Annotated in this window: 27 protein-coding genes; 8 read left to right on the top strand and 19 right to left on the bottom strand. The window is 44.1% G+C overall.

The window, feature by feature from the left end; translation table 11 throughout:
- Positions 1–59 precede the first annotated feature (59 nt).
- Positions 60–764 carry a FadR/GntR family transcriptional regulator gene (locus B2U56_RS05690; protein WP_286952736.1) on the bottom strand — a complete coding sequence of 235 codons (705 nt, stop codon included), beginning with the start codon at positions 762–764 and terminating at the stop codon, positions 60–62.
- A gap of 199 nt (positions 765–963) precedes the next feature.
- Here B2U56_RS05690 and B2U56_RS05685 point away from each other — a divergent pair, with 199 nt between their 5' ends.
- Entirely contained in the window at positions 964–2,043 is a 1,080-nt protein-coding gene (locus B2U56_RS05685; RefSeq protein WP_286952735.1) for a C45 family autoproteolytic acyltransferase/hydolase, read from the top strand.
- A gap of 97 nt (positions 2,044–2,140) precedes the next feature.
- Here the strand turns inward: B2U56_RS05685 and B2U56_RS05680 are convergent, their stop codons facing one another.
- Positions 2,141–3,826 carry a SulP family inorganic anion transporter gene (locus tag B2U56_RS05680; RefSeq protein ID WP_286952734.1) on the bottom strand — a complete coding sequence of 562 codons (1,686 nt, stop codon included), beginning with the start codon at positions 3,824–3,826 and terminating at the stop codon, positions 2,141–2,143.
- Positions 3,827–4,161: 335 nt separating this feature from the next.
- On the opposite strand from B2U56_RS05680, the gene B2U56_RS05675 reads away from it, so the two are divergent.
- The 4 genes from B2U56_RS05675 to B2U56_RS05660 are packed head-to-tail and all read left to right on the top strand — an operon-like array spanning position 4,162 to position 7,198.
- The gene (locus tag B2U56_RS05675) at positions 4,162–4,734 is read left to right on the top strand and encodes a 2-oxoacid:acceptor oxidoreductase family protein (RefSeq protein WP_286952733.1); all 573 of its coding nucleotides are present in this window, start codon (positions 4,162–4,164) and stop codon (positions 4,732–4,734) included.
- Positions 4,731–5,057 (top strand): 4Fe-4S binding protein, encoded by a 327-nt coding sequence (locus B2U56_RS05670; protein ID WP_273015319.1) that lies wholly within the window; start codon positions 4,731–4,733, stop codon positions 5,055–5,057. The genes B2U56_RS05675 and B2U56_RS05670 overlap by 4 nt, the downstream gene beginning before the upstream one ends.
- A gap of 16 nt (positions 5,058–5,073) precedes the next feature.
- Positions 5,074–6,240: a pyruvate ferredoxin oxidoreductase gene (gene porA / locus B2U56_RS05665; protein ID WP_286952732.1), complete on the top strand. Its 1,167-nt coding sequence runs from the start codon at positions 5,074–5,076 to the stop codon at positions 6,238–6,240.
- Between the two features lie 13 nt (positions 6,241–6,253).
- The gene (locus B2U56_RS05660; RefSeq protein ID WP_286952731.1) at positions 6,254–7,198 is read left to right on the top strand and encodes a thiamine pyrophosphate-dependent enzyme; all 945 of its coding nucleotides are present in this window, start codon (positions 6,254–6,256) and stop codon (positions 7,196–7,198) included.
- A gap of 131 nt (positions 7,199–7,329) precedes the next feature.
- On the opposite strand, the gene B2U56_RS05655 is transcribed toward B2U56_RS05660, so the two are convergent.
- From B2U56_RS05655 to B2U56_RS05630, 6 genes are all read right to left on the bottom strand, one after another.
- Positions 7,330–8,250 (bottom strand): isocitrate lyase/PEP mutase family protein, encoded by a 921-nt coding sequence (locus tag B2U56_RS05655; protein WP_286952730.1) that lies wholly within the window; start codon positions 8,248–8,250, stop codon positions 7,330–7,332.
- Between the two features lie 67 nt (positions 8,251–8,317).
- Complete coding sequence (locus B2U56_RS05650) at positions 8,318–9,214, bottom strand: isocitrate lyase/PEP mutase family protein (protein ID WP_286952729.1); 897 nt, start codon at positions 9,212–9,214, stop codon at positions 8,318–8,320.
- A 27-nt stretch (positions 9,215–9,241) separates the two neighbouring features.
- Positions 9,242–10,522, bottom strand: a complete 1,281-nt coding sequence (locus tag B2U56_RS05645) for a TRAP transporter large permease (protein ID WP_286952728.1) — start codon at positions 10,520–10,522, stop codon at positions 9,242–9,244.
- Positions 10,516–11,037 carry a TRAP transporter small permease subunit gene (locus tag B2U56_RS05640; RefSeq protein ID WP_286952727.1) on the bottom strand — a complete coding sequence of 174 codons (522 nt, stop codon included), beginning with the start codon at positions 11,035–11,037 and terminating at the stop codon, positions 10,516–10,518. Before B2U56_RS05640 ends, B2U56_RS05645 begins: the two co-directional genes overlap by 7 nt.
- 247 nt (positions 11,038–11,284) lie before the next feature.
- Positions 11,285–12,277, bottom strand: coding sequence for a DctP family TRAP transporter solute-binding subunit (locus tag B2U56_RS05635; protein WP_273015388.1), 993 nt, complete (start codon positions 12,275–12,277; stop codon positions 11,285–11,287).
- 107 nt (positions 12,278–12,384) lie between these two features.
- Positions 12,385–13,065, bottom strand: a complete 681-nt coding sequence (locus tag B2U56_RS05630) for a GntR family transcriptional regulator (protein ID WP_286952726.1) — start codon at positions 13,063–13,065, stop codon at positions 12,385–12,387.
- Between the two features lie 896 nt (positions 13,066–13,961).
- Here B2U56_RS05630 and B2U56_RS05625 point away from each other — a divergent pair.
- Both B2U56_RS05625 and B2U56_RS05620 read left to right on the top strand, forming a co-directional pair.
- On the top strand, positions 13,962–15,158 hold the full coding sequence (locus B2U56_RS05625; RefSeq protein ID WP_286952725.1) for a CaiB/BaiF CoA transferase family protein: 1,197 nt from the start codon (positions 13,962–13,964) through the stop codon (positions 15,156–15,158).
- Positions 15,158–16,087, top strand: coding sequence for a hydroxymethylglutaryl-CoA lyase (locus tag B2U56_RS05620; RefSeq protein WP_286952724.1), 930 nt, complete (start codon positions 15,158–15,160; stop codon positions 16,085–16,087). The genes B2U56_RS05625 and B2U56_RS05620 overlap by 1 nt, the downstream gene beginning before the upstream one ends.
- A gap of 155 nt (positions 16,088–16,242) precedes the next feature.
- Here B2U56_RS05620 and B2U56_RS05615 read toward each other — a convergent pair whose 3' ends face one another.
- The 7 genes from B2U56_RS05615 to B2U56_RS05585 all read right to left on the bottom strand — a co-directional run bounded on the left by B2U56_RS05615 (position 16,243) and on the right by B2U56_RS05585 (position 22,631).
- Positions 16,243–17,331 (bottom strand): Ldh family oxidoreductase, encoded by a 1,089-nt coding sequence (locus tag B2U56_RS05615; protein WP_286952723.1) that lies wholly within the window; start codon positions 17,329–17,331, stop codon positions 16,243–16,245.
- Between the two features lie 63 nt (positions 17,332–17,394).
- Positions 17,395–17,520 (bottom strand): hypothetical protein, encoded by a 126-nt coding sequence (locus B2U56_RS05610; RefSeq protein WP_286952722.1) that lies wholly within the window; start codon positions 17,518–17,520, stop codon positions 17,395–17,397.
- Positions 17,521–17,565: 45 nt separating this feature from the next.
- Positions 17,566–18,306: an outer membrane lipoprotein-sorting protein gene (locus B2U56_RS05605; protein WP_286952721.1), complete on the bottom strand. Its 741-nt coding sequence runs from the start codon at positions 18,304–18,306 to the stop codon at positions 17,566–17,568.
- Complete coding sequence (locus tag B2U56_RS05600; protein WP_286952720.1) at positions 18,303–19,577, bottom strand: ABC transporter permease; 1,275 nt, start codon at positions 19,575–19,577, stop codon at positions 18,303–18,305. Before B2U56_RS05600 ends, B2U56_RS05605 begins: the two co-directional genes overlap by 4 nt.
- Entirely contained in the window at positions 19,574–20,746 is a 1,173-nt protein-coding gene (locus B2U56_RS05595; RefSeq protein WP_286952719.1) for an ABC transporter permease, read from the bottom strand. The genes B2U56_RS05600 and B2U56_RS05595 overlap by 4 nt, the downstream gene beginning before the upstream one ends.
- A gap of 1 nt (position 20,747) precedes the next feature.
- Positions 20,748–21,446: an ABC transporter ATP-binding protein gene (locus tag B2U56_RS05590; RefSeq protein WP_286952718.1), complete on the bottom strand. Its 699-nt coding sequence runs from the start codon at positions 21,444–21,446 to the stop codon at positions 20,748–20,750.
- 27 nt (positions 21,447–21,473) lie between these two features.
- Entirely contained in the window at positions 21,474–22,631 is a 1,158-nt protein-coding gene (locus B2U56_RS05585) for a hypothetical protein (RefSeq protein ID WP_286952717.1), read from the bottom strand.
- A 431-nt stretch (positions 22,632–23,062) separates the two neighbouring features.
- Here B2U56_RS05585 and B2U56_RS05580 point away from each other — a divergent pair, with 431 nt between their 5' ends.
- Positions 23,063–23,218 carry a hypothetical protein gene (locus B2U56_RS05580; RefSeq protein ID WP_286952716.1) on the top strand — a complete coding sequence of 52 codons (156 nt, stop codon included), beginning with the start codon at positions 23,063–23,065 and terminating at the stop codon, positions 23,216–23,218.
- A gap of 6 nt (positions 23,219–23,224) precedes the next feature.
- Here the strand turns inward: B2U56_RS05580 and arsB are convergent, their stop codons facing one another.
- From arsB to B2U56_RS05560, 4 genes are all read right to left on the bottom strand, one after another.
- Positions 23,225–24,406 (bottom strand): ACR3 family arsenite efflux transporter, encoded by a 1,182-nt coding sequence (arsB, locus tag B2U56_RS05575; RefSeq protein ID WP_286952715.1) that lies wholly within the window; start codon positions 24,404–24,406, stop codon positions 23,225–23,227.
- A 285-nt stretch (positions 24,407–24,691) separates the two neighbouring features.
- The gene (locus B2U56_RS05570; RefSeq protein WP_286952714.1) at positions 24,692–25,378 is read right to left on the bottom strand and encodes an aromatic aminobenezylarsenical efflux permease ArsG family transporter; all 687 of its coding nucleotides are present in this window, start codon (positions 25,376–25,378) and stop codon (positions 24,692–24,694) included.
- Positions 25,375–25,845, bottom strand: a complete 471-nt coding sequence (locus B2U56_RS05565) for a nitrophenyl compound nitroreductase subunit ArsF family protein (protein WP_213701023.1) — start codon at positions 25,843–25,845, stop codon at positions 25,375–25,377. Before B2U56_RS05565 ends, B2U56_RS05570 begins: the two co-directional genes overlap by 4 nt.
- A gap of 6 nt (positions 25,846–25,851) precedes the next feature.
- The gene (locus B2U56_RS05560; RefSeq protein ID WP_213701024.1) at positions 25,852–26,322 is read right to left on the bottom strand and encodes a thioredoxin family protein; all 471 of its coding nucleotides are present in this window, start codon (positions 26,320–26,322) and stop codon (positions 25,852–25,854) included.
- Between the last annotated feature and the right edge of the window lie 21 nt (positions 26,323–26,343).

The raw sequence follows: 26,343 nt of genomic DNA, 5'->3' as shown, positions 1-26,343 counted from the left end.
TTTCTTTTACCCTACGACTAATACAAGTTTCCCTGTCCCACCTCCATTAACAACTGAGATCAATGTCTGCTAACAAGGTCCCTTATAGAACGTTCTATATCTTCCAAATGAGCGAGCATGGCTTTCTGTGCGTTATCTGCATCAAATGAAAGAATGTAATAGAGTATTGAGGAGTGAAAATCCAATGCTCGCTTAATTTGTCCTTCACGCTCAATAACATACATATTTTCTGAAAGAGTTAAATCTCGGGTAGCATTCAACATTTCAACAAGCACCATGTTCTGGCTCATCTCCGCTATTTTTTCATGAAAATCAAAATCCGCTTTCAAAAAAGGCTGTTCATCGTCTACAAGCGTCATCGCGTACTTATGCAGCTTTTTCAAGGCATCTTTCTCTTCCTTAGAAGATCTTATCGTTGCAAGGGATACTGTTTCACACTCTATTATTTTTCTCGCTTCTACAAGTTCCTTTACAGAGCACTGCTTAAGAAGAAGAGAAATTTTAAAATGATCAGAGAGAAGTGAGATGTTTTCGGTCAGAAAAGTCCCCTCTCCGCTGTGGACTTCTAGCACGCCCATATACCTGAGAGCTCTCATCGCCTCTCTTACAGATGCTCTGCTAACCCCAAAACTCTCAGCTAAATCTCTTTCGGAGGGCAATTTGTCTCCAGAAGAAATCTCTCCGTTAAGTATTTTTTGTTTTAAGGCCTCTACTATACTTTCTGTAACAGATTGTCGATTAATTTTTGTAAAAGAAATTCCCATCTCTACCACTCCTACAAAATATGCGAATGACTTTTTAAAACATTTGAACTTTAATATTTTTTAAAAAATGCTATTATATTTATGAATTTCATTAGTGGTAAGAGGTCTGACCACTAACTTGTATAAATTTACGCTATATATTAATCATTGTCAAATGGTGGAATAAAAACACTATTTATATAGAAGGGGGTTACAGCCTATGACCAAAACTGGATATCCGTTTATACAGCTTGAGGGAAGTCCTTTTGAGAGAGGAAGGATATACGGCAAAGAATGTTCCAATCTTATTCGAAAAGGCATTTCGAATTACTCTTTTATGTTTGAATCCTTCTCCGGAATGAGCTGGGTGGAGGCCAAAGAAAGAGCAAAAAGTTACATCCCATTTATAACAGAATACAGCCCACAGCTTATAGAAGAAATGAAAGGCATCGCTGAAGGAGCAAATTTGCATTTTGACGACATTGTCACCTTAAACTCCAGAAGTGAAATTGTTCCCGACAATACACTCGATGGGTGCACAGCCTTCGGAGTTTCTTCCTCCGTTTCAAAAGATGGAGTTGCTTACGTGTGTCAAAACTGGGATTGGATTCGAAGACAGGGAGATACACTAGTCGTTCTGCAAATTAAACAGGAAGAACCTCTGCCACAACTTTTATTCATTGCAGAAGCTGGCATTATAAGCGGCAAGGGGATGAACTCCGCTGGCATAGGCGTTTGTTTCAACGCCCTTTCAACAGGCAAAGGGAAACCTGGAGTCCCTATTCATATTTTGCTGAGAGAGATTATGAGTTCCCCCACTTTAGGTGATGCTGTCGAAGCTGTAGCCAGAGCAGAACGGGCTAGCTCCGGGAATTTTTTAGTAGGGACTGCTGAGGGGGAAATTATAAACATTGAATCTGCCCCTTCAGATTTCGGGGTGCTCTACGCAGAAAAGGGATACCTGGCCCACACTAATCACTTTCTTTCTCCTAACATCATATGTAAAGAAAAAGACCATGGTAAAGTCATATTGCCAGACACCTTTCACAGGCTTGGCAGGATCAATGTGCTGCTTAATGAAAATGTTGATTCTGTAGACCAAAAATTGTGCCAAAGATTTTTGTCAGACCACAAAAATGCGCCTGATGCCATATGCAGGCACGAAGATCCTAGAGATCCAGAGGGAAAACAGCTGGCATCGGTATACTCTATAATAATGAATCTCATGGAGAGAACCTTATGGATCAGTGATAGCAACCCGTGCACGAGCGAATTTTGCTCATACAGTTTTAAAAAATAATACTGTTAACAGAGATCTAAATAAGGACAGGCTCGGTAAAAATCAACCGAGCCTGTCCTTATTTATTTGAGACTTACCAATAAATTTGCTTCTAGATCTAATCTCCCTTTGCAAGACCTAGCACTGCTCGGGCCCGCATTAAGGCCTCATCAATATCCTTGCAAAAATTTTCTGCCCCTACCTCTTCTATAAACCCTGATCGTCTGAAGGCCCTTCTAGGCTGCGGCTGAACTCCTGAAAAAATAAGCTGCGTTTTTTCTTTCTGGCATCTATGATAAAGCTCTCGTAAAACATGAATAGCTGTCGCATCTATTGCTGAAACCTTTCTTGTTCGAATAATAAGTACAGGAACCGGCTTTTCCAGATTGCGCAGGGCATTTTTGAATTCATTAACCATGCCAAAAAAGAAGGGGCCGTTCACTTCAAAGACCTCTACTCCAACCGGCACTTTTCTTAAAGCTATGGCATTGGGATCATCTCCAAAATCCTCTTCTCCTCGTACTTCTTTGGTAATCATGCTCACATCGGTAATCTCCGACATTCTCCAGATAAAAAGAAGGGAAGCCATAACTACCCCAACCTGAACAGCCACTGTCAGGTCAACAAGAACTGTAAGGGCAAAGGTGAGAACCAAGACAAAAGCATCACTTTTCGGACCTTTAAAAATCGAAACAAAGTGATGAAGTTCGCTCATGTTGTAGCTGACCACGACAAGAATGCCCGCTAAAGCCGAAAGAGGAATAAGCTTGGCTATGGGAGCGCACAGCAAAAGCAGGAGGGCAAGGACAATGGAATGTATGATTCCGGCCACAGGGGTCTTAGCACCGCTTTTTACGTTTGTAGCCGTTCTGGCGATAGCGCCAGTGGCTGGAATGCCTCCAAATAAAACGCTGCCAATATTAGCAACACCCTGAGCTATAAGTTCTGCATTGGGTTTATGTCGCCCGCCTATCATTCCATCAGCCACTGTGGCAGATAAAAGAGACTCAATTGCCGCCAGCAGGGCAATAGTAAAGGCTGGTTTCACTAAAAGTCCGATTTGGGCAAGGTCGAACTTTGGTAATGAAGGAGCAGGCAACATGCGGGGCAAATCTCCGAAGCGGCTTCCTATTGTCGCCACATCCAAATGGAGAGCGGCAGCAAGAACTGTTGCTGCAATCATGCCTATTAGCATGGCAGGCAGCTTGGGCCAAAAACGCCGCACCATCACAATTACAAGAATGGTTCCAAACCCTATTGCCACAGTTTGAGGATCAAAAGAACCCAGGTTCTTCAGATAAACTTGCCACTTCAGTAAAAACTCCGCTGGGACATTTTCAACATTGAGACCTAAAAGATCGCGAATCTGAGTCGAAAAAATGACTACTGCAATGCCCGTTGTAAAACCGGTAGTTACGGGGAAAGGAATAAATTTAATAAAACCGCCCATGCGAAATACACCAAACAATATGAGGAAAACACCTGCTATAAGAGTGCAAAGTGCCAGCCCGGAATAACCATATTCAGTGGCGACGGCAGATACAAGCACTACAAAAGCACCGGTTGGACCACCTATCTGCACACTGCTCCCCCCAAGAGCAGAAATCAGAAAACCTGCTACAATAGCTGTGAACAAACCTCTCTCAGGAGGCAGTCCGCTGGCAATCGCAAAGGCCATAGCCAGTGGAAGGGCCACAATGCCAACAGTAATTCCCGCGAAAAGATCAGCAACGGCCTTCTCGCGAGAGTATTGCTTCAATTCACTCAAGAGCTTCGGCGTATACACATCAATCTTCCTTTTCATTTAAATAGATTTGGCCTTCTGGAATAAGCGGTAGGCAGGGCACAGGCCCGAATAAAAGCCACTATCAGTTTAACATCTACAGCGCCAAAATCAATGGTAATTTTTAAAAAAGACATGTTTATTCGTTTTAAGTCTAAATTGTTCTGTCAATTTCTTTTTTATATTAAGCTACCACCAGGAACCACTTGCCTATACACAGACCGACAATTGTTTTTAGGAGAAACACAGCACGAGATTATCATTATCTGATAATGCTTTTTTATTACTTGAGTTGACGCAATCAAATTGCCATACTAAACTCTATTTTATGAATACTTGAAAGGAGTGATGCAGTAATGCCTCAGGCCATTGAGATCAGGTGGCATGGACGAGGAGGCCAAGGAGCCAAGTCTGGCTCAGCCATACTCTCCGAGGTGTTGTTCGGGGCCGGGAAATTTGTGCAGTCCTTTCCCGAGTACGGGGCGGAACGCCAGGGAGCACCCATGAAAGCCTATAACCGGGTGTCTGACCAGCCTATCCGCAAACGCTGCGGCGTACAGAATCCTAATGTGGTAGCAGTCATAGACCCAACATTGCTCGATGCTGCCCGTCCAACCGAAGGATGTGATAATAACACAATCTACCTTATCAACACCCCCATGTCTCCAGCCGATGTTAAGAAGAAACTCGGTCTTCCAGATGCAGTCAAGGTTATCACTATCGATGCAACCAAGATCACCCTGGAGGAGTTTGGTCAGAACCGCCCCAACGCTCCTATGCTTGGAACCTTTGCTCATATCTTTACAGAGGTTCCCATTCAGGCATTCGTTGAACACTTCGCGCACAAAATGGCTAAACTACCTGAAAAGGTACTATCAGCCAATCTCCGAGCCATCCGGAGGGGCTATGAGGAGGTACAGATCGGATGAGTGGCAGCAAGAATTGGAAAGAGATGAAGGATGTAGGCAAACCCCAAAAATGGCAGGATGTTCCCATGGGAGGAATTGCTTACGGAGCTTCGGCCGAAAACGTTGAAACTGGCCAATGGAGAAGCATTCGTCCCGTATGGAATGAAGATGAGTGCATATCATGCATGCTTTGCTGGGTTCAGTGCCCGGACCGTTCCATTACTACCGATGAAAATGGAAAAGTAACGGGTGTCGACTACTTCTACTGTAAGGGTTGCGGAATTTGCGCCCAGGTGTGCCCCAAAAAGGCCATAGAGATGCGGCCTGAGGCCGAGTTCGCGTAGAAGGGAGCAGAAGAAGATGCCTCGTAAAGAAATTACATCAGGAAACTGGGCTTTTGCTGAAGCAATGCGCCAAATAAATCCGGACGTCGTTGCGGCATATCCCATCACGCCTTCAACAGATATAATCATGAAATTCGCAGAATTTGTAGCCAACGGCGAGGTCGACACAAACTTTGTTACAGTAGAAAGTGAGCACTCTGCCATCACTGCCTGTGTAACGGCCTCAGCTGCGGGAGCTCGTGTCATGACAGCTTCAAGCGCGAATGGCGTAGCGCTCATGCACGAGATATTCCCTATTGCGGGTTGCTTCAGAACCCCCATAGTCTTTGGGCTAGTGAACAGAAGCGTAGGAGCCCCCATAAATATCCACTGCGACCACAGCGATAGCATGGCCCAACGGGATTATGGGTGGATACACCTATACTGCGAAGATGCCCAGGAAGTATACGATTCAGCCTTTATGGCCATACGGCTCAGTGAGAACAAAGATGTTCTTACTCCCGTATTTGTCTGCCAGGACGGCTTTATTACCAGCCATGGCTTCGAACCTGTAGAGTACCTGGACGATGAAACTGCAAAGAAATTCATCGGCGAACGGAACCCAATAAACCCATTGCTTGATATTGAAAATCCAGTAACATACGGATCCTTTGCCATGTCCGAGTATTATTTTGAGATCAAGCGTCAGCAGATCGAAGCAAACAAAAAAGCTCTTGAGCTTTATGACGGAATTGCAAAGGAATATGAAGCCATATCTGGCCGCTACTACCCCATGATCGACTGCTACAAAACTGATGATGCCGATTACGTAATTGTTGTCATGTCTTCTGCATCAGGAGCAGTGAAAGATGTGGTAGATGAAATGAGGAAAAAGGGACACAAGGTAGGGTGCCTTCGTATCCGCATGTTCCGCCCCTTCCCCACTGAAGCAATAGCTGCTGCCCTTAAGGGTAAAAAAGCGATTGCTGTTCTTGACAGAAGCCTGAGCTTAGGCGGAACCGCGCCACTTGCAGCAGAGGTCAGAAGCGCCCTCTACGCTGCCGGAGAATTAATCCCCACCAACAGCTGCATATATGGCCTTGGCGGAAGGGATTTCTTCCCACAGTATGCTGAGAATATCTTTATGGACCTCATAAATGGCAACATTTCGCCCGAAGAGCACTACATCGGCCTTCTAGAATAGGGGGATAACGAAGATGAGTATAAGAATAAAAGATGTTGTTCATAAAAAAAGCCCTATGACACAGGGACACCGCATGTGCCCTGGTTGCGGAGCCCCTACGGCTGTACACCAGGGACTCATGGGAGTAGATTTCCCCCTCGTAGTGGTTAACGCTACTGGATGCCTTGAGGTTTCTACAACTGTGTACCCCTTTAGCGCCTGGCGCGTGCCATGGATTCACACGGCTTTTGAAAATGCCGGAGCTGGAGTTTCTGGCGTAGAAGCAGCCTATCAGGCTCTGAAGAAGAGAGGGAAAATAGACAAAGAGATCAAGTTCGTCGCTTTTGGCGGCGATGGCGGAACCTACGATATTGGACTTCAGTCCCTTTCAGGTGCCCTCGAAAGAGGTCATGACTTTACCTACATTTGCTACAACAACCAGGGGTATATGAACACTGGAGCCCAGCGAAGCAGCGCCACGCCTCGAGGAGCCAATGCCACCACTTCTCCAGCAGGCAGCGTCATTCCCGGCAAACTGCAAAAGCCCAAAGATCTTACAAGCATCGCAGCGGCCCACCATGTCCCTTACGTGGCTCAGACAACGTTGTTCAATCACATGGATGTAGCCGCCAAGGTTAAGAGGGCTATTGAAACTCCAGGACCAGCTTTTGTAAACATTCTTGTTCCATGTGTTCTTTTTTGGAGAATCGATCCCGCTCTTCAAGGAGATATCTGCAAAAAAGCCGCTGATACTCGTTTCTGGCCTATTTATGAAGTTATTGAAGGAGAATGGAAACTCTCATACAAGCCTAAAAAACGGGTACCTGTAGAGGAATTCCTGAAACCTCAGGGACGATATTCCCACCTCTTTAAAGGAGAGAAGTCCAAAGCCCTTCTAGAACAGGCCCAAGCCGATATAGAGAAGGACTGGGAGTACATCCTCGACCGCTGCAAAGAAACCTGGGAACCTCAGGATTAACTAATATTTCCACACAAATAAAGAAGCAATCTGATTTAACGAAAGAGCCCAGCCGATTAACAGCGGCTGGGCTCTTTAACTTACACAAGCCTTTGGCTTTAGCTCAATTGATTCCTTAAGACGAGGGCCTTTTATCCTACTATCTTCTCTTTGCCATGGTATTTTTCCTCAATTACATTTTTAGGAAGATACTCTTCTTCCATTTTTCTGATGTACTCAAGGTTAACCACTTCTGCAAATTCCCTAAACGATATAAGTTTATCAAGGTATCGATCGGATACTCCTTTTTCTTTGATTTCACTCATCACATCAAACATACCCTTTGCTGCTGAATAAAGGGTAGAAAGAGCAGGTACAATCCATTTATACCCCATCTCCTCTGCTTCCTCTATTGGAATGAGGGGTGTTTTGCCTCCTTCTATGAGGTTAAGCATTAGAGGAATGCCCCTAAGCTCTACGGCCGTTTTCTCGATCTGGTCGCGTGTTTCCAGGGCTTCAACAAACACCATATCCACTCCAAAATCAGCGGCTCTCTTAGCTCTGGTAAGTGCATCTTGGTACCCATTAACTGCAATGGCATCTGTCCGGTATATAATCACAAAATCGGGATCAAGGTCCTTTTTTGCATCCATGGCAGCCCGGAGCTTGCCCTCCATTTCTTCATACGAGATCACTTGTTTGCCTTCCATGTGTCCACATCTTTTTGGGGCAACCTGATCCTCCATAAAAAGCCCTGCCGCCCCTGCTGCTATATACTCCTGTACCGTACGATAGGCATTGACGGCATTTCCAAAACCATTATCAGAATCACCAACCACAGGAATATTGACAGCTCTTACTATGGCTCTGACCTGAGAAGCCATTTCGGAAAGAGTGAGAAGTCCAATGTCAGGCTGTCCCAATATCGCAGCAGCTGTACCGTATCCCGAATGCTGAAGAGCTTCAAATCCAACCATTTCACATATTCTGGCACTTAGCGAATCATAGACCCCTGGTGCTAAAATAGCCCGAGATTCCTTAAGCCTGTTTCTAAGCAATGTTGATTTTTTCATGGCTACTCCTCCATCCAGTTGATTTTTTCGTAGCTAACCCTCAAAAGTTGAGCAATCACCCAGAAGATTAATTATCCGCTGCTATTCCCCTTCCGGTGGAGTATCGTTTTTCTATTTCACAAATAGCAGGTAATCCGATAAGTTTATTGAACTCTTCAAAGGCTATCATCTTATCTACTATGTTTCCCGTAGACCCCGTTTCCTTAAGGGTCTTCATTACTTCTGACACTGCCCTTGCTATGACATAGGTAGAGGTCACCGGGAAAATTACCAGATCATAACCTATTTCTTCGAGCACAGATACTGGAAGAAATGGGGTACGACCATGTTCCACCATATTTGCGAGAACTGGAACAGAAAAACTGGAAGTAATCTGTTTCATTTCCTCTTCCGTTTCAGGAGATTCTATAAAAATAATATCTGCGCCCGCTTCTTCGTAGGCCTTGCCTCTTTCTATGGCTTCATTAATGCCAAAACTGGTTCTGGCATCAGTTCGAGCCATAATCATAAGCTCATCATCCTGTCTGACGTCACAGGCTGCTTTTATCTTTCCTGTCATCTCTTCGATTGATATTATCTCCCTACCCAGCATATGGCCACACTTCTTGGGTGCTACCTGGTCTTCCAACTGCAGGCATGCAACACCTGCTTTTTCATATTCCCTTACAGTTCTGGTCACATTCACGGCATTGCCATAACCTGTATCCGCATCGGCTATGACTGGGATATCCACAGCATCTACAAGTCGAGATGCCCTTGCCGCCATCTCGGTTAAGGTAAGTAATCCCACATCAGGTTTGCCCAACATGCTCGCAGAAGTTCCGTAACCCGTCATATAGAGAGCATTAAAACCCTCTGTTTCAACTATCCTGGCAGTTAGTCCATCATGTACACCAGGAACTACTAATATTTCTTTCCTGGAAAGAAGTTTCCTCAATCTGATTCTGCTATTTTCCTTTTTCAAAACTACATCCCCTGTCCACTTCCTGACTTAATGCATTATTGATGGCAACCAGAGACTCATTTGCGGGAATGCTATAGAAAGTAGCAACATGAATACCATGAGTATGATAAAGGGCCATACTCCCTGGATGATGTCTGACATGCGGATGTCATCACGCAAACCATTTATAACGTAAAGATTCATCCCTACAGGAGGTGTTATCAATGCCATGGTCATGTTTATGGTGAGGACAACAGCATACCAGATTGGGTCAATATTCAAAGCAAAGAGAATGGGAGTGACCAAAGGCATGGTAAGTAAAATGATAGAAACTGTTTCAAGTATCATCCCTAGTACTATCATAAACAGGTTCATAGCGAGGATGAACATTAGAGGCGACAGATTGTTCTCTATAATTAACTGGGTCAATTTTTGCGGTATCATAAGCATTGTCATGACCTTACCAAAGAGGACTGCAGCAGCAATTATTACTGCAATCATACAGGAAGTACCCACTGATTTCAGACAGATTTCGGGTAGTTCCTTCAATTTTATAGTTTTGTAAATCACTACGGTAATGATAAGGCTGTAGATTAAACCTACTGAAGCAGCTTCGGTGGGGGTAAAAATCCCACTATAGATACCACCGATGATAAGTACCGGAAGAAAAATTCCCCAGATATTCTTACGAGTTACCGCTAATCTTTCAGGCCAGCTGGTTCTCTCCATGGGAGTAAAGCCTCCCCTCATGCTTTTTATTACAGCATAGACAACAAATATGGCGGTCAACACGAGCCCCGGTATCACTCCTGCAATGAAGAGCTTTCCCACAGATTCCTCAGTAATTGCACCATAGAGAATCATCGGAATACTTGGGGGGATCAGAATACCCAGAGTTCCTCCGGCAGCAAGAAGTCCCAAAGTAAATTTTTTATCGTACCCTCTCTCTATCATTGCTGGATATGCCACCATTCCAATGGTAGCAGCAGTTGCTGCACCTGACCCTGTTATGGCTGCAAAGAAAGCACAGGCAAGGATAGTGGCAACGGCAAGGCCCCCAGGAAGATGTCTGACCCAGGCATTCATTACTTCAAAAAGGTCGTCTCCGACCCTCCCATCCAAAAGAATTTGGCTCATCAGAATAAACAAAGGTATGGACAAAAGGGTAAAGCTTTCCATGCCTGAAAACATTGTAGTTCCAACGATCTTGGTAGGAAGACTATAAAGAAATATAAGCAAAACAGAAGTAGAGCCGAGAGAGAAAGCAACAGGAAGTCCCATAAAAAGAATTATAAGAAGAAGGCCTATAACCAAGAGGAAATTTAGCATTGATTTTCCCCCTCCTTTTTTTCATGTCCGCTAAGGGTAGGAAATTTAGCGCCTAAGATTATTACGAACTGAAGAGTGAGAAGGCCGAATCCCACAGGAAGGGCAAGTTGGGGAATCCACAGTGGAACTCTCAGCGGCGTCGCTGATAACTTATTATATTTAAGCGTGGCCTTCAACATTTCAAAACCCTGTAATGTTACATAAGCTGAAAAGAGCATTCCCAAGATACTAGTAAAGAATTCAAGGTAATTTTGAGTCTTTTCTGAAAACCTAATGACTAGGAGATCTATCCGTACATGTTTGCCTACTTGCAGTGTATAGGCAGCACCTGCTAACATAGTCCACATGAAGATAAAAACCGATATTTCTTGTGCCCAAATAGTTGGTGAGTTGAAGACGTACCTTGCTACAACTTCATAAAAAAGGATGATCCCCATTACAAGAATACCTAGACCGCTGCTGTATCCAATCAGGAGATTTAACCTTTCTGCAAGTTTTTTTAAAGATGAGAACAAGACTACTCCCCCCGTCTTACTGAAAATAATTTTCTGAAAAACAAAAACACCATTAAACCTTTGGATGTCAAGAATTTCTCAACCTAACAAACTTGATCTTAATACTCTATTAAATTCAAGTTCCCCTCATTTTTACAAAAAATAAGGTAGAACATTATGTTTTAGTGAAGGGAGAAGGATGCACAACCTTCTCCCTTCACTAAAATGATGCTAAAGTTTTTACTTTAAAGATTTATTTTCTTTACTGTTAGTCAAGGGATGCTACGATTTCCATGAGTTTTTTACCAACTTCGCCAGTTTCCTTAACAAAGGCATCCCTTACAGGCTCTGTCGCTTTCATGAAAACTGCTCTTTCCTCATCATTAAGCTCGTAAATCTGAACTCCACCATCTTTAATAACGTTATAGGCTTTCTCTTCAGCTGCAGTTATTGATCCACGGATAAATGTGGCCGCATCTTCCCCGGCTTTAAGGAGAACTTCCTTTTCTTCATCCTTAAGTGAATCCCACCATTCCAGGTTCGCCTGGACGAAAAACTGGGCAGTAGTATAGTTCGCAAGGGTCATATACTTCTGAACTTCAAATATTTTTCTTGAAACTGCAGCAGGCATTCCTGTGGTGGCACCATCAACGGTGCCTCTTTGAAGAGCCATATACATTTCAGAAGAGCTCATCACTGCGGGGATGCCGCCCAGAGCCTTTACTGTATCAGCAGTCCCCTTGCTAAAGGTTCTTATTTTGAGACCTGCAAAATCAGCAGGTTTCGCGAGTGGACGCTTGCTGTTATAGAATTGGACCAGACCGTAATCTACCCAAAAAACAACTTTTGCTCCCTTGCCCATGAATTCATTGTCAAGGATATCTCCTGCACCTCTCTCTATGAACTTTTTGGGGGAGTCAAGATCTTTGAAAATGAAGGGCATCTCAAAAACATCAGCTGCGAGAACCATCCCTGACCACTTGTTGACTGGTACTAAGGCCAGCTCAACAAGTCCTTCTTGGACAGCTTCTACTATCTCAGTATCCTTAAAAAGCTGTGCTGAGTGAAAAACCTCAACTTTCATTTTTCCATTGGAGTACTCTGCTACTTTCTGGGCAAAGCAATCCATACCCTCGGAGATGAAGTGTGATGGTGGAAGCTGGTTGGAAAGTCTCCATGCCGCCGCCATTGCTGGAAAAGCACAAAAAGTCATAATTAGTGCTACTACAATAGCTGTTGAAAAAAATCTCCCAAGTTTCATTTTCCTTACACCTCCATTATTTTATTCCTTGTTCAAAATAGCGATACTCTCCTATAACATATGAACTCTTGTTAATTGCCAACATCTTTCGACGTTCGCAAACAAAATTAACCTTTGGATTTAATGTTTTCTATCCTTCTTGCAAAAAGACTCCAGGATCTGCTCTCTTTAAGTTTTTCGAGCTCCCCACTTTTTAAGAATTCCAAGATTTTGTAATGATTACGAGCAGCTTCCTCAAGGTTTTTTTCATTGCTAAGATCGTCAAGCATTCCCAATTCCAGCTGATGATACAAGTCAGACAGGATATTCATTGTCCTAGGGCGTTCTGCTTTGAGCCATGTAAAGTAATGGAACTCTATATCTTTTTTAAAAAAGGCCAAAACCTTTTCATCGGGTGTCATCTCAGATCGTGCTATTTTCACCATTTGATCAATGAGCCATGAGAGGTAACTAAAATCTGATTCTTTCAGAAGTTCTTTTTTAACCAAAGATTCATATATGCTGCCTTCCAAAAGGTAACGCAAGCCATAAATCTCTTCCATCTCTTCCACGGAAAAAGCGCTGACAAAGGCTCCCCTCCGGGGAATGGTGGTTACCAGACCATGACTCTCGAGACGACGAAGAGCCTCCCTTACCGGAGCCCGGCTAATATTAAATTTTTCTGCGATTTTGGACTCAACTATCTTGTCCCCCTTTTTATACTTCTTTGAGACAAGAATTTGATTTCTTATGTAATTCACCACTTGAGATGTAATCGTTTCATTAGAACCGCATTTTTTATTGACCATATAATTCCTACTCCTTACAAGCCTCGATATAATTACAATTAGTCGACAGTTAACTACTATTATGTTTAATATACAGCAATAAGGGATCCTTTGCAACTAGGGCTAAAAAGCGCTTTTATAACATCAAAACACCGCTAAAACAGCAGGATAACAGACAAAAATTACCGTTTTTTGCCTATAGTGTCGACATATACTATAAATAACTTCTTAAAATAAAATTTGACGACTAAAAAAGAAAACCCTGGTTTTTATTTTTCCTATTATTATTGTCATTTAGCACGCATCGTTTAGAGAATCTAATTAGCAGATTATCATTACAAAATATAAATATACACGACGTAGTAAAAAACAAAGAAACTAGAAGACATCTGAGTTAAAAGAGATCGTGCATCTCAATCATAGAGCATATCCTCATTATCATCAGCTAGCTTTATTTTCATAATAGATAGGAGAAATGCATAATATTCCTTGTTCGACTTAATTGACAAAAAAGAATATAGATATATAATTTTGTCGACTATCAACAAAAGCGGTGACTGGATCTACCTGAGGTTTTTATTAGCAAAAATTTCTTTCCTGGAAGATTAAACCATTGCCCGCGAGATTGCAGATCACCTTAAAACAAGCAAAAACTTTCTACTAGCCATCGCAAAGCAATGCGATTACTTCCTTCATGAAAATATGATTGCCAACAACCTCAATAAAAGCTAGTTTCCCGTGAGAGTTTACCTTTCGAGCATTAAAATCGGATACGTTTTTTATGAAACATTTAGATTGAGAGGAAAGAATATTACCTTAAATTTCACTAGTTCAATTTCCGAGGAGAAAGAATGCTTTTCTATGTTTTTAAAATGGAACTCGTACTGTAAATATTACTGAAAGGGTGTGGAAATTTAATGGGGGTAAAAGGTGCACTAACAAATTTGAAGGTACTGGATCTCACGAGGGTATTGGCTGGGCCTTTCTGCACAATGATGCTTGCCGACATGGGGGCAGATGTTATAAAAATCGAGCAAGCAGGTCGAGGTGATGATACTCGGTTTATGGGCCCCTTTCAAAAGGGTGAAAGTGCCTATTATATAAACCTTAACAGAAATAAAAGGGGAATGACTCTTAATCTTAAAGATCCTGTGGGGAAAGAACTCTTTCTTGAAATGGTCAAGAAAGCAGACATTGTGACAGAAAATTTTCGTCCCGGCACAATGGAAAAACTAGGTATCGGTTATGAAACTCTGAAAGAAGTCAACCCCCGCATCATTTATGCCGCTATTTCTGGATTTGGGCATACAGGGCCATACAAAATGCGCCCTGGATATGACATCATAGCCCAAGCTATGAGCGGACTTATGAGCACTACTGGATGGCCCGGAGGAGAACCGACCCGTACAGGAACTGCAATGGGAGATGTTTTAGCAGGCCTTTCCTGTGCTATCGGCATTCTTGCTGCAGTCAATTCAAGAAACATAACTGGGATAGGCCAGAAAGTCGATATCGCCCTTGTAGACTCTGCAGTAGCGAGCCTCGAGATCATTAACATGATTTATCTTGTTGAAGGAAGGGTTCCACAAAGAATTGGCAATCGTTACGAGTCTACTTATCCTTACGATTCCTTCAAGGCTTCCGACGGTAGTCTTGTAATCGGGGCTGCTAACAATAAACTATGGCAAAGTCTTTGTAAGGTAATAGGAAAACCTGAGTTGGCAGAAGCCCCAGAATACCTTGAAGTCAAAGACCGTGTGGGGAAACACGAAGAACTCAAGGTTATTGTCGAAGAATGGACCATGAAACATACTGTCCAAGAAGCATTTGACTTAATAAATAAGGCTGGAATTCCTTGCGCTCCCATAATGACTATAGATAAAATCGTAAATGACCCCCACATAGCGGGAGACCGGGAAATGTTTGTTAAAACTAACCATCCGGTAGCGGGAGATCTGACGATAACTGGAAGCCATATTAAGCTTTCGGATACCCCCACCTCGATAAGAACCCACTCTCCTCTCCTTGGGCAGCATAATGCCGAGATACTAGAAGAACTTCTTGGCCTTGATATTGAAAAGGTCAAAGAATTAGAAGGGAAAGGTGTTCTTTAATGATGGACAAGCAGATCCCCCATTCGGCAACCATTCGTGAAGTATGTCCGAGAGACGGTTTTCAGAGTGTTAGGGACTTCATACCTACAGAAGATAAGGTAAAATTCATAAACACCTTGGTTGAAACTGGAATTTCAATAATGGAGGTTACATCCTTTGTAAGCCCTAAAGCCATCCCTCAAATGGCAGACGCAGCGGATGTAATGGAAGAGTTCAACAAGAGATGGAAGGACAAAGTAGAATCTGTAGTGCTTATTCCTAACCTTAGAGGCGCCGAAAACGCTCTTAAAGTTAACCCTGACTGGATCAACTTTGTACTGTCTGCCAGTGAATCTCACAACAAAGCAAACACCAAGAGAACCGTAGCCGAATCTCTAGAAGAGCTCAAAAGGGTAGCAGCAATAAAAGGAGAAACCAAACTATGCGTTTCTGTTGCTACTGCATTTGAATGCCCGTTTGAAGGCACCGTTAATCCAGATAACGTGATCAGGGTTCTCGATGCCATATTCGAAATAGGAGTGCATGGAATTACACTTGCTGACACTATCGGAACTGCTAATCCATTCGAAGTGACTACGACACTTTCAAAAATCAGAGGAAAATATGGAAACTATCCATTCTTCCTTCACCTTCATGACACCCATGGAATGGCATTGGTGAACACTCTAGCAGCCTTACATCTGGGATTCAACTCTTTTGACTCAGCTGCAGGAGGACTGGGTGGATGTCCTTTTGCTCCTGGCGCAGCTGGAAATGTTGCCACAGAAGACTTGGTCAACTTTTTAGAGAAAATTGGTGTCCAGACTAAGGTAGACCTTCTAGGGGTAATTTCTGCCGCAAGGAATATGAAGGCTTATGGTCTTAAAATAATGAGTCATCTTTCGGCAAGCAGTGTCGGGAAAGAAAGCAATAGTTGCCATCAATTATAGATACGATATAATCCAGAACTCTTGGTAAAAACGAACAGGAGGTGGCGGCTTGCCCCCATTCTGGACTTCCACCGTATAGATACGTGCAAAAGAGCCCAGCCGCTATTAATCGGCTGGGCTCTTTAATTTGCTTTCTATTTTCGTATATGCAGGTTTTAATTAAAGAGGCTGGGTATGTTGTAGTCCTTGGCAAAGCCCTCAAGAAGAGTGCACGTAGCTGCATCAAGAGGAACTCCATCCTTTATAGAAACAGCCCTGTTCCCCCATTCTTTTTCTCCGTGAACGTAGATTCTGTCATAGCCCGGTGCTCTTTCACTGTTCTGAATTTCAGTAAGAATAGAATCAACATGCTTTTTAATTTTTTCCGCATCTCCAAACAGATCAAGTCTGAAAACTGCAAAGAAATGGGCGGTTCCTGACCCTTCCCCACCTTGGAAAGTGTACCTGCTCCAGGTTCCAAGAGAAAGACCTGAACACAACAGCTCTACAAGAAGAGCAAGGCCATATCCTTTGTGACCGCCTAACATCTCGCCCTCTCCGCCAAGGTATAATTGCCCTCCAAAAGGCTCTTTAGAGAGAATAAGATCTTCAATATAACGGGCATCAGATGAGTTTTTACCATACTCATCCACGGCCCAGCCAATAGGCATCTCCTTCTTCCGTCTGCCATACACTTCAATCTTTCCGTGAGCAACTGTTGTGGTGGCCATATCGAGAAGGAATGATTCTTTATTATCTCTCGGTATAGCTACCGCTATAGGGTTTGTTCCAAGAAGCCTTTCCCTTCCCCCTGTTACAATGCCGCATTTAAGAGTGTTCGTGAAGGCCATGCCTATCATGTTGTGAGATGTCGCCATATCAGCCCAATAACCAGCTATCCCAAAATGGTTGGAATCTTTTACAGAACCAAAACAGACTCCTGTTTCAAGCCCCTTTTTCAGGCACTTCTCCATAGTAAACTTTGATATATAGGGTCCTATTCCATGTTTCCCGTCTACAGAAAGAGAAACGGGGGTTTCATGAATAACTTCAGGTTCTGCTGCTGGCCTGGCGGATCCTCCTGCCACATTTCTCTTATACATCGCAAGGCGCGCAACCCCATGAGAAGGGATGCCCCTCGCGTCAGCTTCAACCAAAACCTTTGCGGTTATATCAGCCTGGGCCTGCGGGTAGCCAAAAGATTTAAGAACTTCAGTGGTAAATTCAAGCAACGTCTGAGCATCAACTTTTTTCAACTTCATCATTTATGCCTCCTCTGGAAGGGAATCCGCCCCTTTGGTTTCAACGTTCGTAGAATATCCTTGCCCCTAGGCCAGAATTCCTAGGCGATCAGGTAAACCAACAAGTTTTTCAAAAGCTTTCTTAGTTGATGCGACGTCGCCTGGCCCTTGCCGAGGCAACGATTCAAATATTTCGTAAAAATATTTTTCCATTTTTCTGTCCCCTTTTAGATAAATTGCCCCTTTGGATTTTTATGGTTATTTGCGCAGAGAAGCTTTAGAAAAAATGTAGTCCGGTATCTCAACATTAAATTCGATGGCATCTATGATAAATTCCGTACCCTCCCCAGTAGCCAAGACATCTTTAACCGTAGCTCTCTTGGGATACCACCGATCTTGAACTTTGAAAACCTCGTTAATTAAAAAGGTCTTTAATAGCTTGCCGCCTTTGGCAAAACGATCCTCTCTCAAAGGAAGATAGTTTTCTTTATCCACCCATAACTTTCGGGAATTATATGATAGCCCCTCTTCTTTTGCAGTGAGTTCAAGGACATAACAATCTCGATTGCTGAAACTCTCTTCACCAACAAGCTCAACGTCGTATAAATTGCTCAATTTGGGATCCTCCATATAATCTTCATAGGATATATCGGAACCCATCAAAGAACGCCTGAGCATATGGCCGGCTATTTTTATTGTACGATCTGTCGCTGGAGTGTATATCCATAGCTCATCGCCAAGCTTTAGCATCTTTGTCCCCTGTTCTCGGGGAGGGGATAGAAATTCGGTAAACGCCTTATCCATACCCTCTACCCACGATTGGGCCTGCATGGTCCGAGTGCCTCTACTACCCTTTACAATCATTGTGCTAACAACCTTTCGGTTATCGGCAATATAGTTAGCATCCACTTTCTCAAGAATGCTAATGCCGGAAAGCTCTTCTCCGTAGGAAAGGCCACAATGGGTCATCAATAATAACAAAAGGATCAATCTCTTCATATTTCCAGCTCCTTAATAAGTTGGGCCGTTTCTCTCTTATAGATACCTATGCCAGCAAACATAGCCCCCGTTACAGAAGCAAAGACTCCCGGTAAGAATCCGATGATATAACTCGCTGGTGTCACCTGAGCTCGTATGACATTTGATATGAACATACTGGATTTTTGCATTATTTCGCTAAAGTCTATCCCCGTATATTGCATATAATACGAAATGGCGAGTCCTAAAGCGGTTCCTAAAATTGACCCTATGAGCCCAATGATCAATGATTCAATTATCATTCCACGGTATAAATGCCCCTTCGATTCCCCCATGGCGAGACGTACGCCTATTTCGCCATAACGGCGCAGGCCGTTCATCAAGCCAGAATTCCAAAGCACGATAGACATAGCCAAAACAAAAATACCAACAATAATACTTGCCACGGCTCCGGCATATCGCAAGTATTCCTCAAAATTATCCTGCTGACCAAGGGATGTCATTAGAGGAGAAAAATCATTATCTTCCCTTGCAAATTCCTTATTAAATCGCTGAGCTACCTTTTTCATACGATCATTTGAGTAAAGCATATCCTGCGTATACCCCACGATTTCACTTGCGCTATCTGCCATGTCAAGGGCAGATTGCACATCTCTGATATCTACGATTATGGTGCTTCTATCCATTGGGGTCATGCCAAAATACACCGTCCCTATAACTTTAAAGTTATAGGTTGCCATAGATCCGTACATGGTTGATCCAATAAGGGTCACTGTTCCGCCTATATCCACGCCCAGTTTTTTTGCAAATTCATCGCTTATCAATATTTCGTTTGATTGGCTGGGATAATGGCCTCGCACAATGGATTTCTCTATATTGAAAAGATCTTTTTCAGGAGTGTTTTCGCCAAAAAGGTCTATTCCCAGACCAAAGGCGGGACCCTGGGCCTTAGTCTCCCCCTTTTCGTCAGGAACATCAAGAAGCCCTCCGAAACGGATCCTCGGAGTCCATAACATGTCCTCTTCATTATTTTTCAGCCAAGAGAGCAGGTCTTCTACTTCCATGATGGCCAAATCATTCGGAATCTGGTCTGAGAGTTCTTTGTATGCTCTTGTCATAACCTTTACATGACCTGTATCAAACTTCGCTGTAGAGCTTATTAAATTCCCCATGGCCCCCTCCATGAAACAGTAGAGGAATACGGTTAAGAAAACCCCGGCGCTGACCATAAGAACGGGGAACAGGCTCCGAGAGCGGTCTCTCATTAACCCCTTCAGAATAAAAATAATCATGATATTTTCCCCTTTAACGCTTCTGTGGGCTGGAGCTTCGCTATCTTGCTTGATGGCAGAAAGCTGATAATCGTTACAACCACCATAAGAAAGAGCATTGTTCCTAAAACAAGCTCTGCCGAGTATATAGGGTAAAGTTTATCTGAAAGGGCGAAACCATATCCCTCCACTATCTGGGGTATAGACAGCCCCTTTTCAGAGAGGAAAGATAAAAGAGGCATTCCGAAAATCAGTGAAACGCAAATCGCCAGCACTCCCTGGATCACGCCTTCCATAGTAAAAAGCATAACTACCTGCATTCTTGTCATGCCTAAGGCTATTAATGTTCCAATCTCCTTTTTTCGCCTGAAAATAGAGAGCACCTGTGTATCAAAGATTGCGAGCATACCCAGGAACAATAAAATTATGTAAACAATTGAGGCGGAAATCCTTTCCGACTTTATCCATTCTGTAAGGTCCCTTAATAAAAAAGCCTGCGTATTAAAATGCCACCCAGGGTACGTCCCAATCTTGCCAGCATCCCTGCTAACTACTACTATTGTTGCCTCTTTCTCTAAAACAGTCATTTGACGCAACGCATCAAGGGGCACCCACAAGACTCCACTATCAATAGTAGGGACCTTGGTGTCCATAATGTGCACAACTTTCCCTTCCATGGCATCGAAGGTTCCACGAGCATCTCTCCAGCGTATTGTCACATAGTCGCCAATGGAAAGATTTTTGTTCTTTGCCATTCTTCTGCCTGTAAGGATGGGCAATTCACCCTCTTGACCATAAAGAGAGTGGGAGGGGATGTTTAAAATTGTCTGTGATGGATCAATGCCTCTAAGCTCCGCTGCCTGGGCTCGCCCCAAAAGATAGATCGTCGCCTGACGGATAAGAATGGGCGTAGCTTCTTTATTTTCGATTATCCGTACCAGGCCATCTGGGACAACGCCGTGACCATCCTCAACAGATAGCACGTCGTATGGATCATAATTCTGTTGCCAGTATTGGCCCCCTGCCACCTCATCTTCAATCATAGCTCTGGAACTCTGGGCAAGAATGCCTGTGTAGAGGCCCTGAAAGCCCACGATAACAATAAATGTCAGGGCAAGAACAGCCACATTGAGCCACGTTCTGAGGCCAGCCTCTTTAATGTTTCTGAACGCCAGTTTCGCGCCAAGCATCCTAGTGGGCTCCTTCAGAAATTATTTCATCCTGCGCGACCCGTCCATCGAACAAATGGATCTTCCTCCTGAGATATTTCATCACCTTCTCATCATGGGTGGCAAAAATAAAGGTGGTTTCAAGTTCTTTGTTGAGCTTCACCATCATTTCCAAAATATTGTAAGAGTTTTCACTGTCGAGATTAGCGGTAGGTTCATCAGCTAAGATCAATTCTGGTCGTTTCACTACGGCCCTGGCCACCGCCACCCGCTGACACTCCCCTCCAGAAAGCTGCGCAGGCCTAGAGTCAATCTTGTCTGTTAAGCCAAGCCACTCCAGGGCATCAAATATCTTTTCCTTCCTTTCCTTTTGAGGCATTTTAAGAAGCAATAGGGGAAATTCTATATTTTCGTAAACGTTATAGACAGGAAAAAGGTTGTACGTCTGAAAAATAAAACCGATATGGTGGTTCCGCAATTGAGCGGATTCCTTATGGGACAAGTTTTCTACATTCCTGTCTATGACAACAACGCTGCCCTCTGAGGGAGCATCAAGAGCGCCAATAATGTTTAACAGCGTAGTCTTGCCAGAGCCGCTGGGCCCAATCAATCCGCAGAATTCACCCTTTTTAAATTCGAGATCGACGCTGCTGAGAGCCGTAAACGTATGATCCCCCATAGGATACCTCTTTGTCAGCCCTTTTATATTCACTATCGGCATCAACAGACCCCCTTTATGCCACGTACGTTAATAATTATACAATATAGTGCATATTATGCCTGTTCCGGAGTAAACGCTCTCTGTATCACAGCTATTGTGAAAGGCAGTCACATTTATAAGCCAGTCGTCGTAGGTGCGTTGCCAGCTCAGGTTGGGGTACAGCTCGTCTTTTTGCCAGTCATAATATGCAATGAGTGTAATGGTATCGAGAACACTCGTGCTGAAATCCACTGAGATTGCCGATATTCTAGAGTCGGTTTCCAGTTCCCTTATACCGCTGCCAGTGGATCGCAAATAATGTTCCCCGAGAATGTGAACGCCCGGGCCAATATCGAAGGTATAGTCGGCCCCAATAGTGAGATGCCTCGTCCAAAGGGAATGACTGGAATCCTTTTTTAACTCGCTGAAAGCAGCTTCGAACCATAAGCCGATGCCAATATCAAAGCTGCCGTCTATAGCATAACGGTTCTCCACTCCGCCCATAAGTATGTCTGGCTGAATTCTACTCCACCAGTGTTTATCAACCCGTCTGTTGTGGTACGTAAAAGCCATTTCCCCCTTTGGAACAGGAAACTCATACCTGAAGCCATACTCCACCCTATCCCCATCTGTTTTAAAGGTTTCCAGCCCTTTTAGATCATCATTGCCGTATAGCCCCCATATCCAGATGTTCGAGTTGTTGAGAAAGTAGTATCGGCCAAGAAGGGCATATACACCATCTGTAAGATTCAATGGATCTCGCGGATCAAGCTGATCAAACCATTTGAGAGAACGGAGTATGCGAGCCGGTCCGAAATTTATCCTCTGAAGACCAAGGCGCACCTCGTATCGATCGCCGGATAATCGCCCCCAAGCTCGGTACAAATCTACGTCAAAATTATCCCCCACCTCTTTAAATGAATCGAAGGTGGTGTGCGTATGAATATCCAGGGAAAGAAGGGCATCAATCGTAAGCGCATCGCTAATACTCCCGCTCCAGGTCACCTCAGGAATATATCTGAACCCCATTTGCCCGTCTATGTTGTCATTATAAACTCCCCAAAGGGAGACCTGCCCTTGATGTTCAAAAGCGTTAACGGGGGCAGAGTGAAGAGGCGAAACAAAAAGAAGCACAAAAACAAGCATTGTTCTCATATATTTTCGCTTATCTTTTCTATCTGAAAAAAGCTTCTTTGAGGATTTCATTCGCATAAGACCCTCCTATTTAATTTACAGGCAAGATCTTTAAAGGATATACACGAGGCGGATATGAAGAGTTGTGTCGATCAACGTACAAGATGTAGCACAGAGAATAATTTATGTAAGAATATCACTCTGATACCATATTGTGCAAACCTTGTTAACTGATATAAATATGGGAAACTTCAAGATCCAGGAAGGTGGCTTAGACTACAGTGCGCTCGGCCACATATTGCAGGCACCAGATAGTTCGCGACATCCGAGGGAGCCGACTTCATTCAGGATGGAATTACCGGGGCGAACTTGGCGATTCTTGTCTTTTCTTGGGGGTGCCACTTACGAGGACGTCGAAATTTCGGCGTTTCGAGGATTTGTTTGCTTTCCTCCGAGATTGGTTGCCTTGAGTTCAGAAAACCGGACGCAATTTAAGCGGGACTATGATGCCCAGGTCATCGAGCCTGAAAGATATCTATCACGTGATCGAGCAGCGATTTGATCATCGTCGCATTCGGTACCCCCCTGGCGGAACTGGCCTTATCGGTTATCGCCACCTGCAGGGGGACATGACATCTGAAGTAGTTTGGCACTTCTAATGGCTATTATGAGAACCAGCTAGATGTTCGCTTACAGATACCTACAAGCATTAGCATCACCGGTACCTCAATCAACACGCCAACCACCGTTGCAAGGGCGGCACCGGACGACAGTCCGAAAATCATTACGGCGGTAGCGATAGCGACTTCGAAATGATTGGAAGCCCCGATCATTGCGGCTGGAGCAGCATCTTCATAATTCAGTTTGAGCATTTTGGCTGCGCCGTAGGTCAGCCCGAAAATAAGAACAGTTTGGATAAAGAGCGGAATTGAGATCCAGAGAATGGTCAGGGGATTGGCCAGAATGGTTTCGCCTTTGAAGCTGAACAGGAGTATTAGCGTCAACAACAGTGCACTGATGGTTACCGGTGTCAGCATGTGAAGAAATTTTTCCTTGAACCACGCTTCGCCCTTGTACCCAATAAGCCATTTGCGGGAGAAGTATCCGGCAACTAGCGGCAAGGCTACATAAATGGCGACGGAAAGCAACAATGCCTGCCAGGGAACCGGTAGTTTGCCGACGCCAAGCAGGAAACCACCCAATACGCCATAGAGGGCAAGCATTGTCAGAGAGTTGATTGCGACCATTACGAGTGTCAAACCGTCATTACCTCGAGCCAGATAGCCCCAGACCAGAACCATGGCGGTACAGGGAGCGATTCCCAGCAGGATACATCCGGCAAAGTAACTTCGCCACAGCGGAATCTGAAGCATTTTAATGCCATCTTGCAGCACAACGGTTCCGGCACCATGCTCCGCTCCGACCAGCAGGTCGAGGCCAAAGGGCATTTTTACCAGATCCATCGCTTCGGTTCCGAGCGATCCCTTTAGCAAAACGCCCAGAAATAGCATGGCGATGGCGTACATGGTGAACGGCTTTATACACCAGTTGATGAACAAGGTCAGTAAAACAGGCTTTCCGCTTTTGCCTGCTTTTACGACGCTGGCAAAGTCTATTTTCACCATAATCGGGTACATCATGAAGAACAGACAGATGGCAATCGGGATGGAGACAACAGGTGCTCCATTGACATTGATGCTCATTCCATCCAGTGTTTTGGCCAACCCCGGGGCAATTTTTCCGAGAAGAATCCCAGCGATAATACACAACCCTACCCAGACGGTCAGATACTTCTCGAATATGCTGGTCATATGCCGGTCATTCGCCGGACAAATTTCGTTGTTCATTGAGACAAACCTCCTTTTACTTAACAGTTGTAATTACCGCCGAATGGACATTCTTTATATAATCCGTTTCCGTCCGCACTATCAATATTGAATCAGGACACCCATGTGCTGGCAGGCACACGGCTCTTCGTGCTCCACAAGAGCCAATACAATCCGAAGCCGGTTTGCGTCTTGAATATTGCAGTCAGTTTATCTATATTTTGCCCCACCTATGGTTGCATAATGAGCCAAGAATCTTAGTAAGATATGTAAAAAAAGCCCCCCAGTCAAGTTCCTTTGCAGATTTTAAACTAAAATACCGTATATATATGTCAGACTATAATAAATGCCTGTAAGAATGAAAGCTGTTCCAGCCATTCGTCTGACCCAGATTTCGATTTGCGTCAGCCGATTGAAGGCTTTGCCGACATAGGCGGAACCAAACGCCATGAGGAAGGCGAATATGACTACCGGTAAAGAGGTGCCGATGCCGTAGACCACCGGCAGCATGATAGATGACTGTTGTTTCAATGCCAGTGGCAGAAGTCCGCCGAAGAACAGACCTGCCGACACCGGACAAAAAGAGAGGGCAAACAGAAATCCAATCGGGAAAGCCCAAAGTACCCCGCCTTTTGTTGCCTTCTCCTGAAGTTTCTCCGCACCAACGTGCAAAGTTATACTGGAACCGAGCCATCCCAGAAGTACAAGTCCCAGTATGATAAGGATCGGGCCGAGGGCTTCATTCATATATTTCTGCAAAAAGCTGGAGATCTCTGCTCTGCCAAGCATACTGGTTGTAATTACGACGCCTAGAATGACGTAGGCAATTGTGCGTCCTGCGGAATAAAGAATACCAGAGCCGATGACGTGGTTCTTCTGTCCGGCCTTTCGCCCTATAAATGAGACGGCTGCAATATTCATCGTCAGCGGGCAAGGGCTGATCGCTGTCAGGATGCCTAGCCAAAGAGCAGATAAAAAGACTGTCCAGATCATGACTTGCCTCCAGTCTTTTTTAGATACCCGTCTATGGCGTCGCTGATATATCTGTTGAAGGCTTCAGGATCTTTCATCAAGGTCCAAACATCATCCAGTCGCTTATAATCAGTGATGACTCCATTTTCCATTTCAGCCACTACCACACAGCTTGCAAAAACTTCAAACTGCTCGGCCAGTGCTTCGTTTTCTTGGAAATTGTCTTTAATCCACTGAATTTTCCTGTCAGCCAGCTCATCACTGTAAGAGCTGGTCAGCAATTCCCAAGTCATTTTTTCGATGGTATTACAGGTTATACAGCGAAAGGTAGAGTGGAGATAATAAACAGCCACCTGACGTCCATTCTCGTTAAACAGACTATTTGTTTGCTTATCCAACTTCACGGAGTGTTTGCCAAGTGCAAATCCGATGCTGATCATGGCAAAGGCAAGCAGACAGTTGGTCAGAATCTTCTTCAGCCGTTCCATATTATCCTACTCGCTTTCCGAAGCATCAGATTTGTTCGGGTCATTTTCCTGCAGAACTACTTTAAAGGAGAAGCCAAGCTCTTCCCATTTTTTCAGGATATCTTCTTTGGAGATGAATCCTTCATGCCTCCAGAGCTCCTTGCCGCTAGCATCAAAAAAGATCTGTGTAGGAATTGACCTAATTCCATAAGCCTTAGCTTTTTCTTTGTTCTCGGGTTGCCAGACATCAATGAACTCAACGTCAAATACGCCTTTGTATTCCTTGGTCAACTCATCAAGAATAGGAGCCATCATTTTGCAGGGGATGCATTTTTGGGCTCCGAGATCGAGAAGCTTAGGTAATCTCTGCACTGCCTCTGCTTTTATCTCCGAGGCTGTTTTCTCGGCGTAGGTGTACTTGCCGCAGGCTATCAGTATAAACAAACATAGACTCACGAACAGTAATAAGAACAAGCTATTCTTTTGAGCTGCTTTCATAAGCACACCTCCGGCAACATA

The organism is Aminobacterium sp. UBA4987 (genome assembly GCF_002396985.1).
In the GTDB taxonomy this organism is placed as follows: Bacteria; Synergistota; Synergistia; order Synergistales; family Aminobacteriaceae; genus Aminobacterium; species Aminobacterium colombiense.
Note: the sequence above shows the minus strand (reverse complement) of the source record. Positions and strands in the feature narration are given on the sequence as shown.

What these genes read in the sequence shown, in the direction of transcription:
- B2U56_RS05690 (WP_286952736.1), bottom strand. Translation starts at nt 764, where the DNA reads ATGGGAATTTCTTTTACAAAAATTAATCGACAATCTGTTACAGAAAGT.
- B2U56_RS05685 (WP_286952735.1), top strand. Translation starts at nt 964, where the DNA reads ATGACCAAAACTGGATATCCGTTTATACAGCTTGAGGGAAGTCCTTTT.
- B2U56_RS05680 (WP_286952734.1), bottom strand. Translation starts at nt 3,826, where the DNA reads ATGAAAAGGAAGATTGATGTGTATACGCCGAAGCTCTTGAGTGAATTG.
- B2U56_RS05675 (WP_286952733.1), top strand. Translation starts at nt 4,162, where the DNA reads ATGCCTCAGGCCATTGAGATCAGGTGGCATGGACGAGGAGGCCAAGGA.
- B2U56_RS05670 (WP_273015319.1), top strand. Translation starts at nt 4,731, where the DNA reads ATGAGTGGCAGCAAGAATTGGAAAGAGATGAAGGATGTAGGCAAACCC.
- porA (WP_286952732.1), top strand. Translation starts at nt 5,074, where the DNA reads ATGCCTCGTAAAGAAATTACATCAGGAAACTGGGCTTTTGCTGAAGCA.
- B2U56_RS05660 (WP_286952731.1), top strand. Translation starts at nt 6,254, where the DNA reads ATGAGTATAAGAATAAAAGATGTTGTTCATAAAAAAAGCCCTATGACA.
- B2U56_RS05655 (WP_286952730.1), bottom strand. Translation starts at nt 8,250, where the DNA reads ATGAAAAAATCAACATTGCTTAGAAACAGGCTTAAGGAATCTCGGGCT.
- B2U56_RS05645 (WP_286952728.1), bottom strand. Translation starts at nt 10,522, where the DNA reads ATGCTAAATTTCCTCTTGGTTATAGGCCTTCTTCTTATAATTCTTTTT.
- B2U56_RS05635 (WP_273015388.1), bottom strand. Translation starts at nt 12,277, where the DNA reads ATGAAACTTGGGAGATTTTTTTCAACAGCTATTGTAGTAGCACTAATT.
- B2U56_RS05630 (WP_286952726.1), bottom strand. Translation starts at nt 13,065, where the DNA reads ATGGTCAATAAAAAATGCGGTTCTAATGAAACGATTACATCTCAAGTG.
- B2U56_RS05625 (WP_286952725.1), top strand. Translation starts at nt 13,962, where the DNA reads ATGGGGGTAAAAGGTGCACTAACAAATTTGAAGGTACTGGATCTCACG.
- B2U56_RS05620 (WP_286952724.1), top strand. Translation starts at nt 15,158, where the DNA reads ATGATGGACAAGCAGATCCCCCATTCGGCAACCATTCGTGAAGTATGT.
- B2U56_RS05615 (WP_286952723.1), bottom strand. Translation starts at nt 17,331, where the DNA reads ATGATGAAGTTGAAAAAAGTTGATGCTCAGACGTTGCTTGAATTTACC.
- B2U56_RS05610 (WP_286952722.1), bottom strand. Translation starts at nt 17,520, where the DNA reads ATGGAAAAATATTTTTACGAAATATTTGAATCGTTGCCTCGGCAAGGG.
- B2U56_RS05605 (WP_286952721.1), bottom strand. Translation starts at nt 18,306, where the DNA reads ATGAAGAGATTGATCCTTTTGTTATTATTGATGACCCATTGTGGCCTT.
- B2U56_RS05600 (WP_286952720.1), bottom strand. Translation starts at nt 19,577, where the DNA reads ATGATTATTTTTATTCTGAAGGGGTTAATGAGAGACCGCTCTCGGAGC.
- B2U56_RS05595 (WP_286952719.1), bottom strand. Translation starts at nt 20,746, where the DNA reads ATGCTTGGCGCGAAACTGGCGTTCAGAAACATTAAAGAGGCTGGCCTC.
- B2U56_RS05590 (WP_286952718.1), bottom strand. Translation starts at nt 21,446, where the DNA reads ATGCCGATAGTGAATATAAAAGGGCTGACAAAGAGGTATCCTATGGGG.
- B2U56_RS05585 (WP_286952717.1), bottom strand. Translation starts at nt 22,631, where the DNA reads ATGAAATCCTCAAAGAAGCTTTTTTCAGATAGAAAAGATAAGCGAAAA.
- B2U56_RS05580 (WP_286952716.1), top strand. Translation starts at nt 23,063, where the DNA reads ATGATGCCCAGGTCATCGAGCCTGAAAGATATCTATCACGTGATCGAG.
- arsB (WP_286952715.1), bottom strand. Translation starts at nt 24,406, where the DNA reads ATGAACAACGAAATTTGTCCGGCGAATGACCGGCATATGACCAGCATA.
- B2U56_RS05570 (WP_286952714.1), bottom strand. Translation starts at nt 25,378, where the DNA reads ATGATCTGGACAGTCTTTTTATCTGCTCTTTGGCTAGGCATCCTGACA.
- B2U56_RS05565 (WP_213701023.1), bottom strand. Translation starts at nt 25,845, where the DNA reads ATGGAACGGCTGAAGAAGATTCTGACCAACTGTCTGCTTGCCTTTGCC.
- B2U56_RS05560 (WP_213701024.1), bottom strand. Translation starts at nt 26,322, where the DNA reads ATGAAAGCAGCTCAAAAGAATAGCTTGTTCTTATTACTGTTCGTGAGT.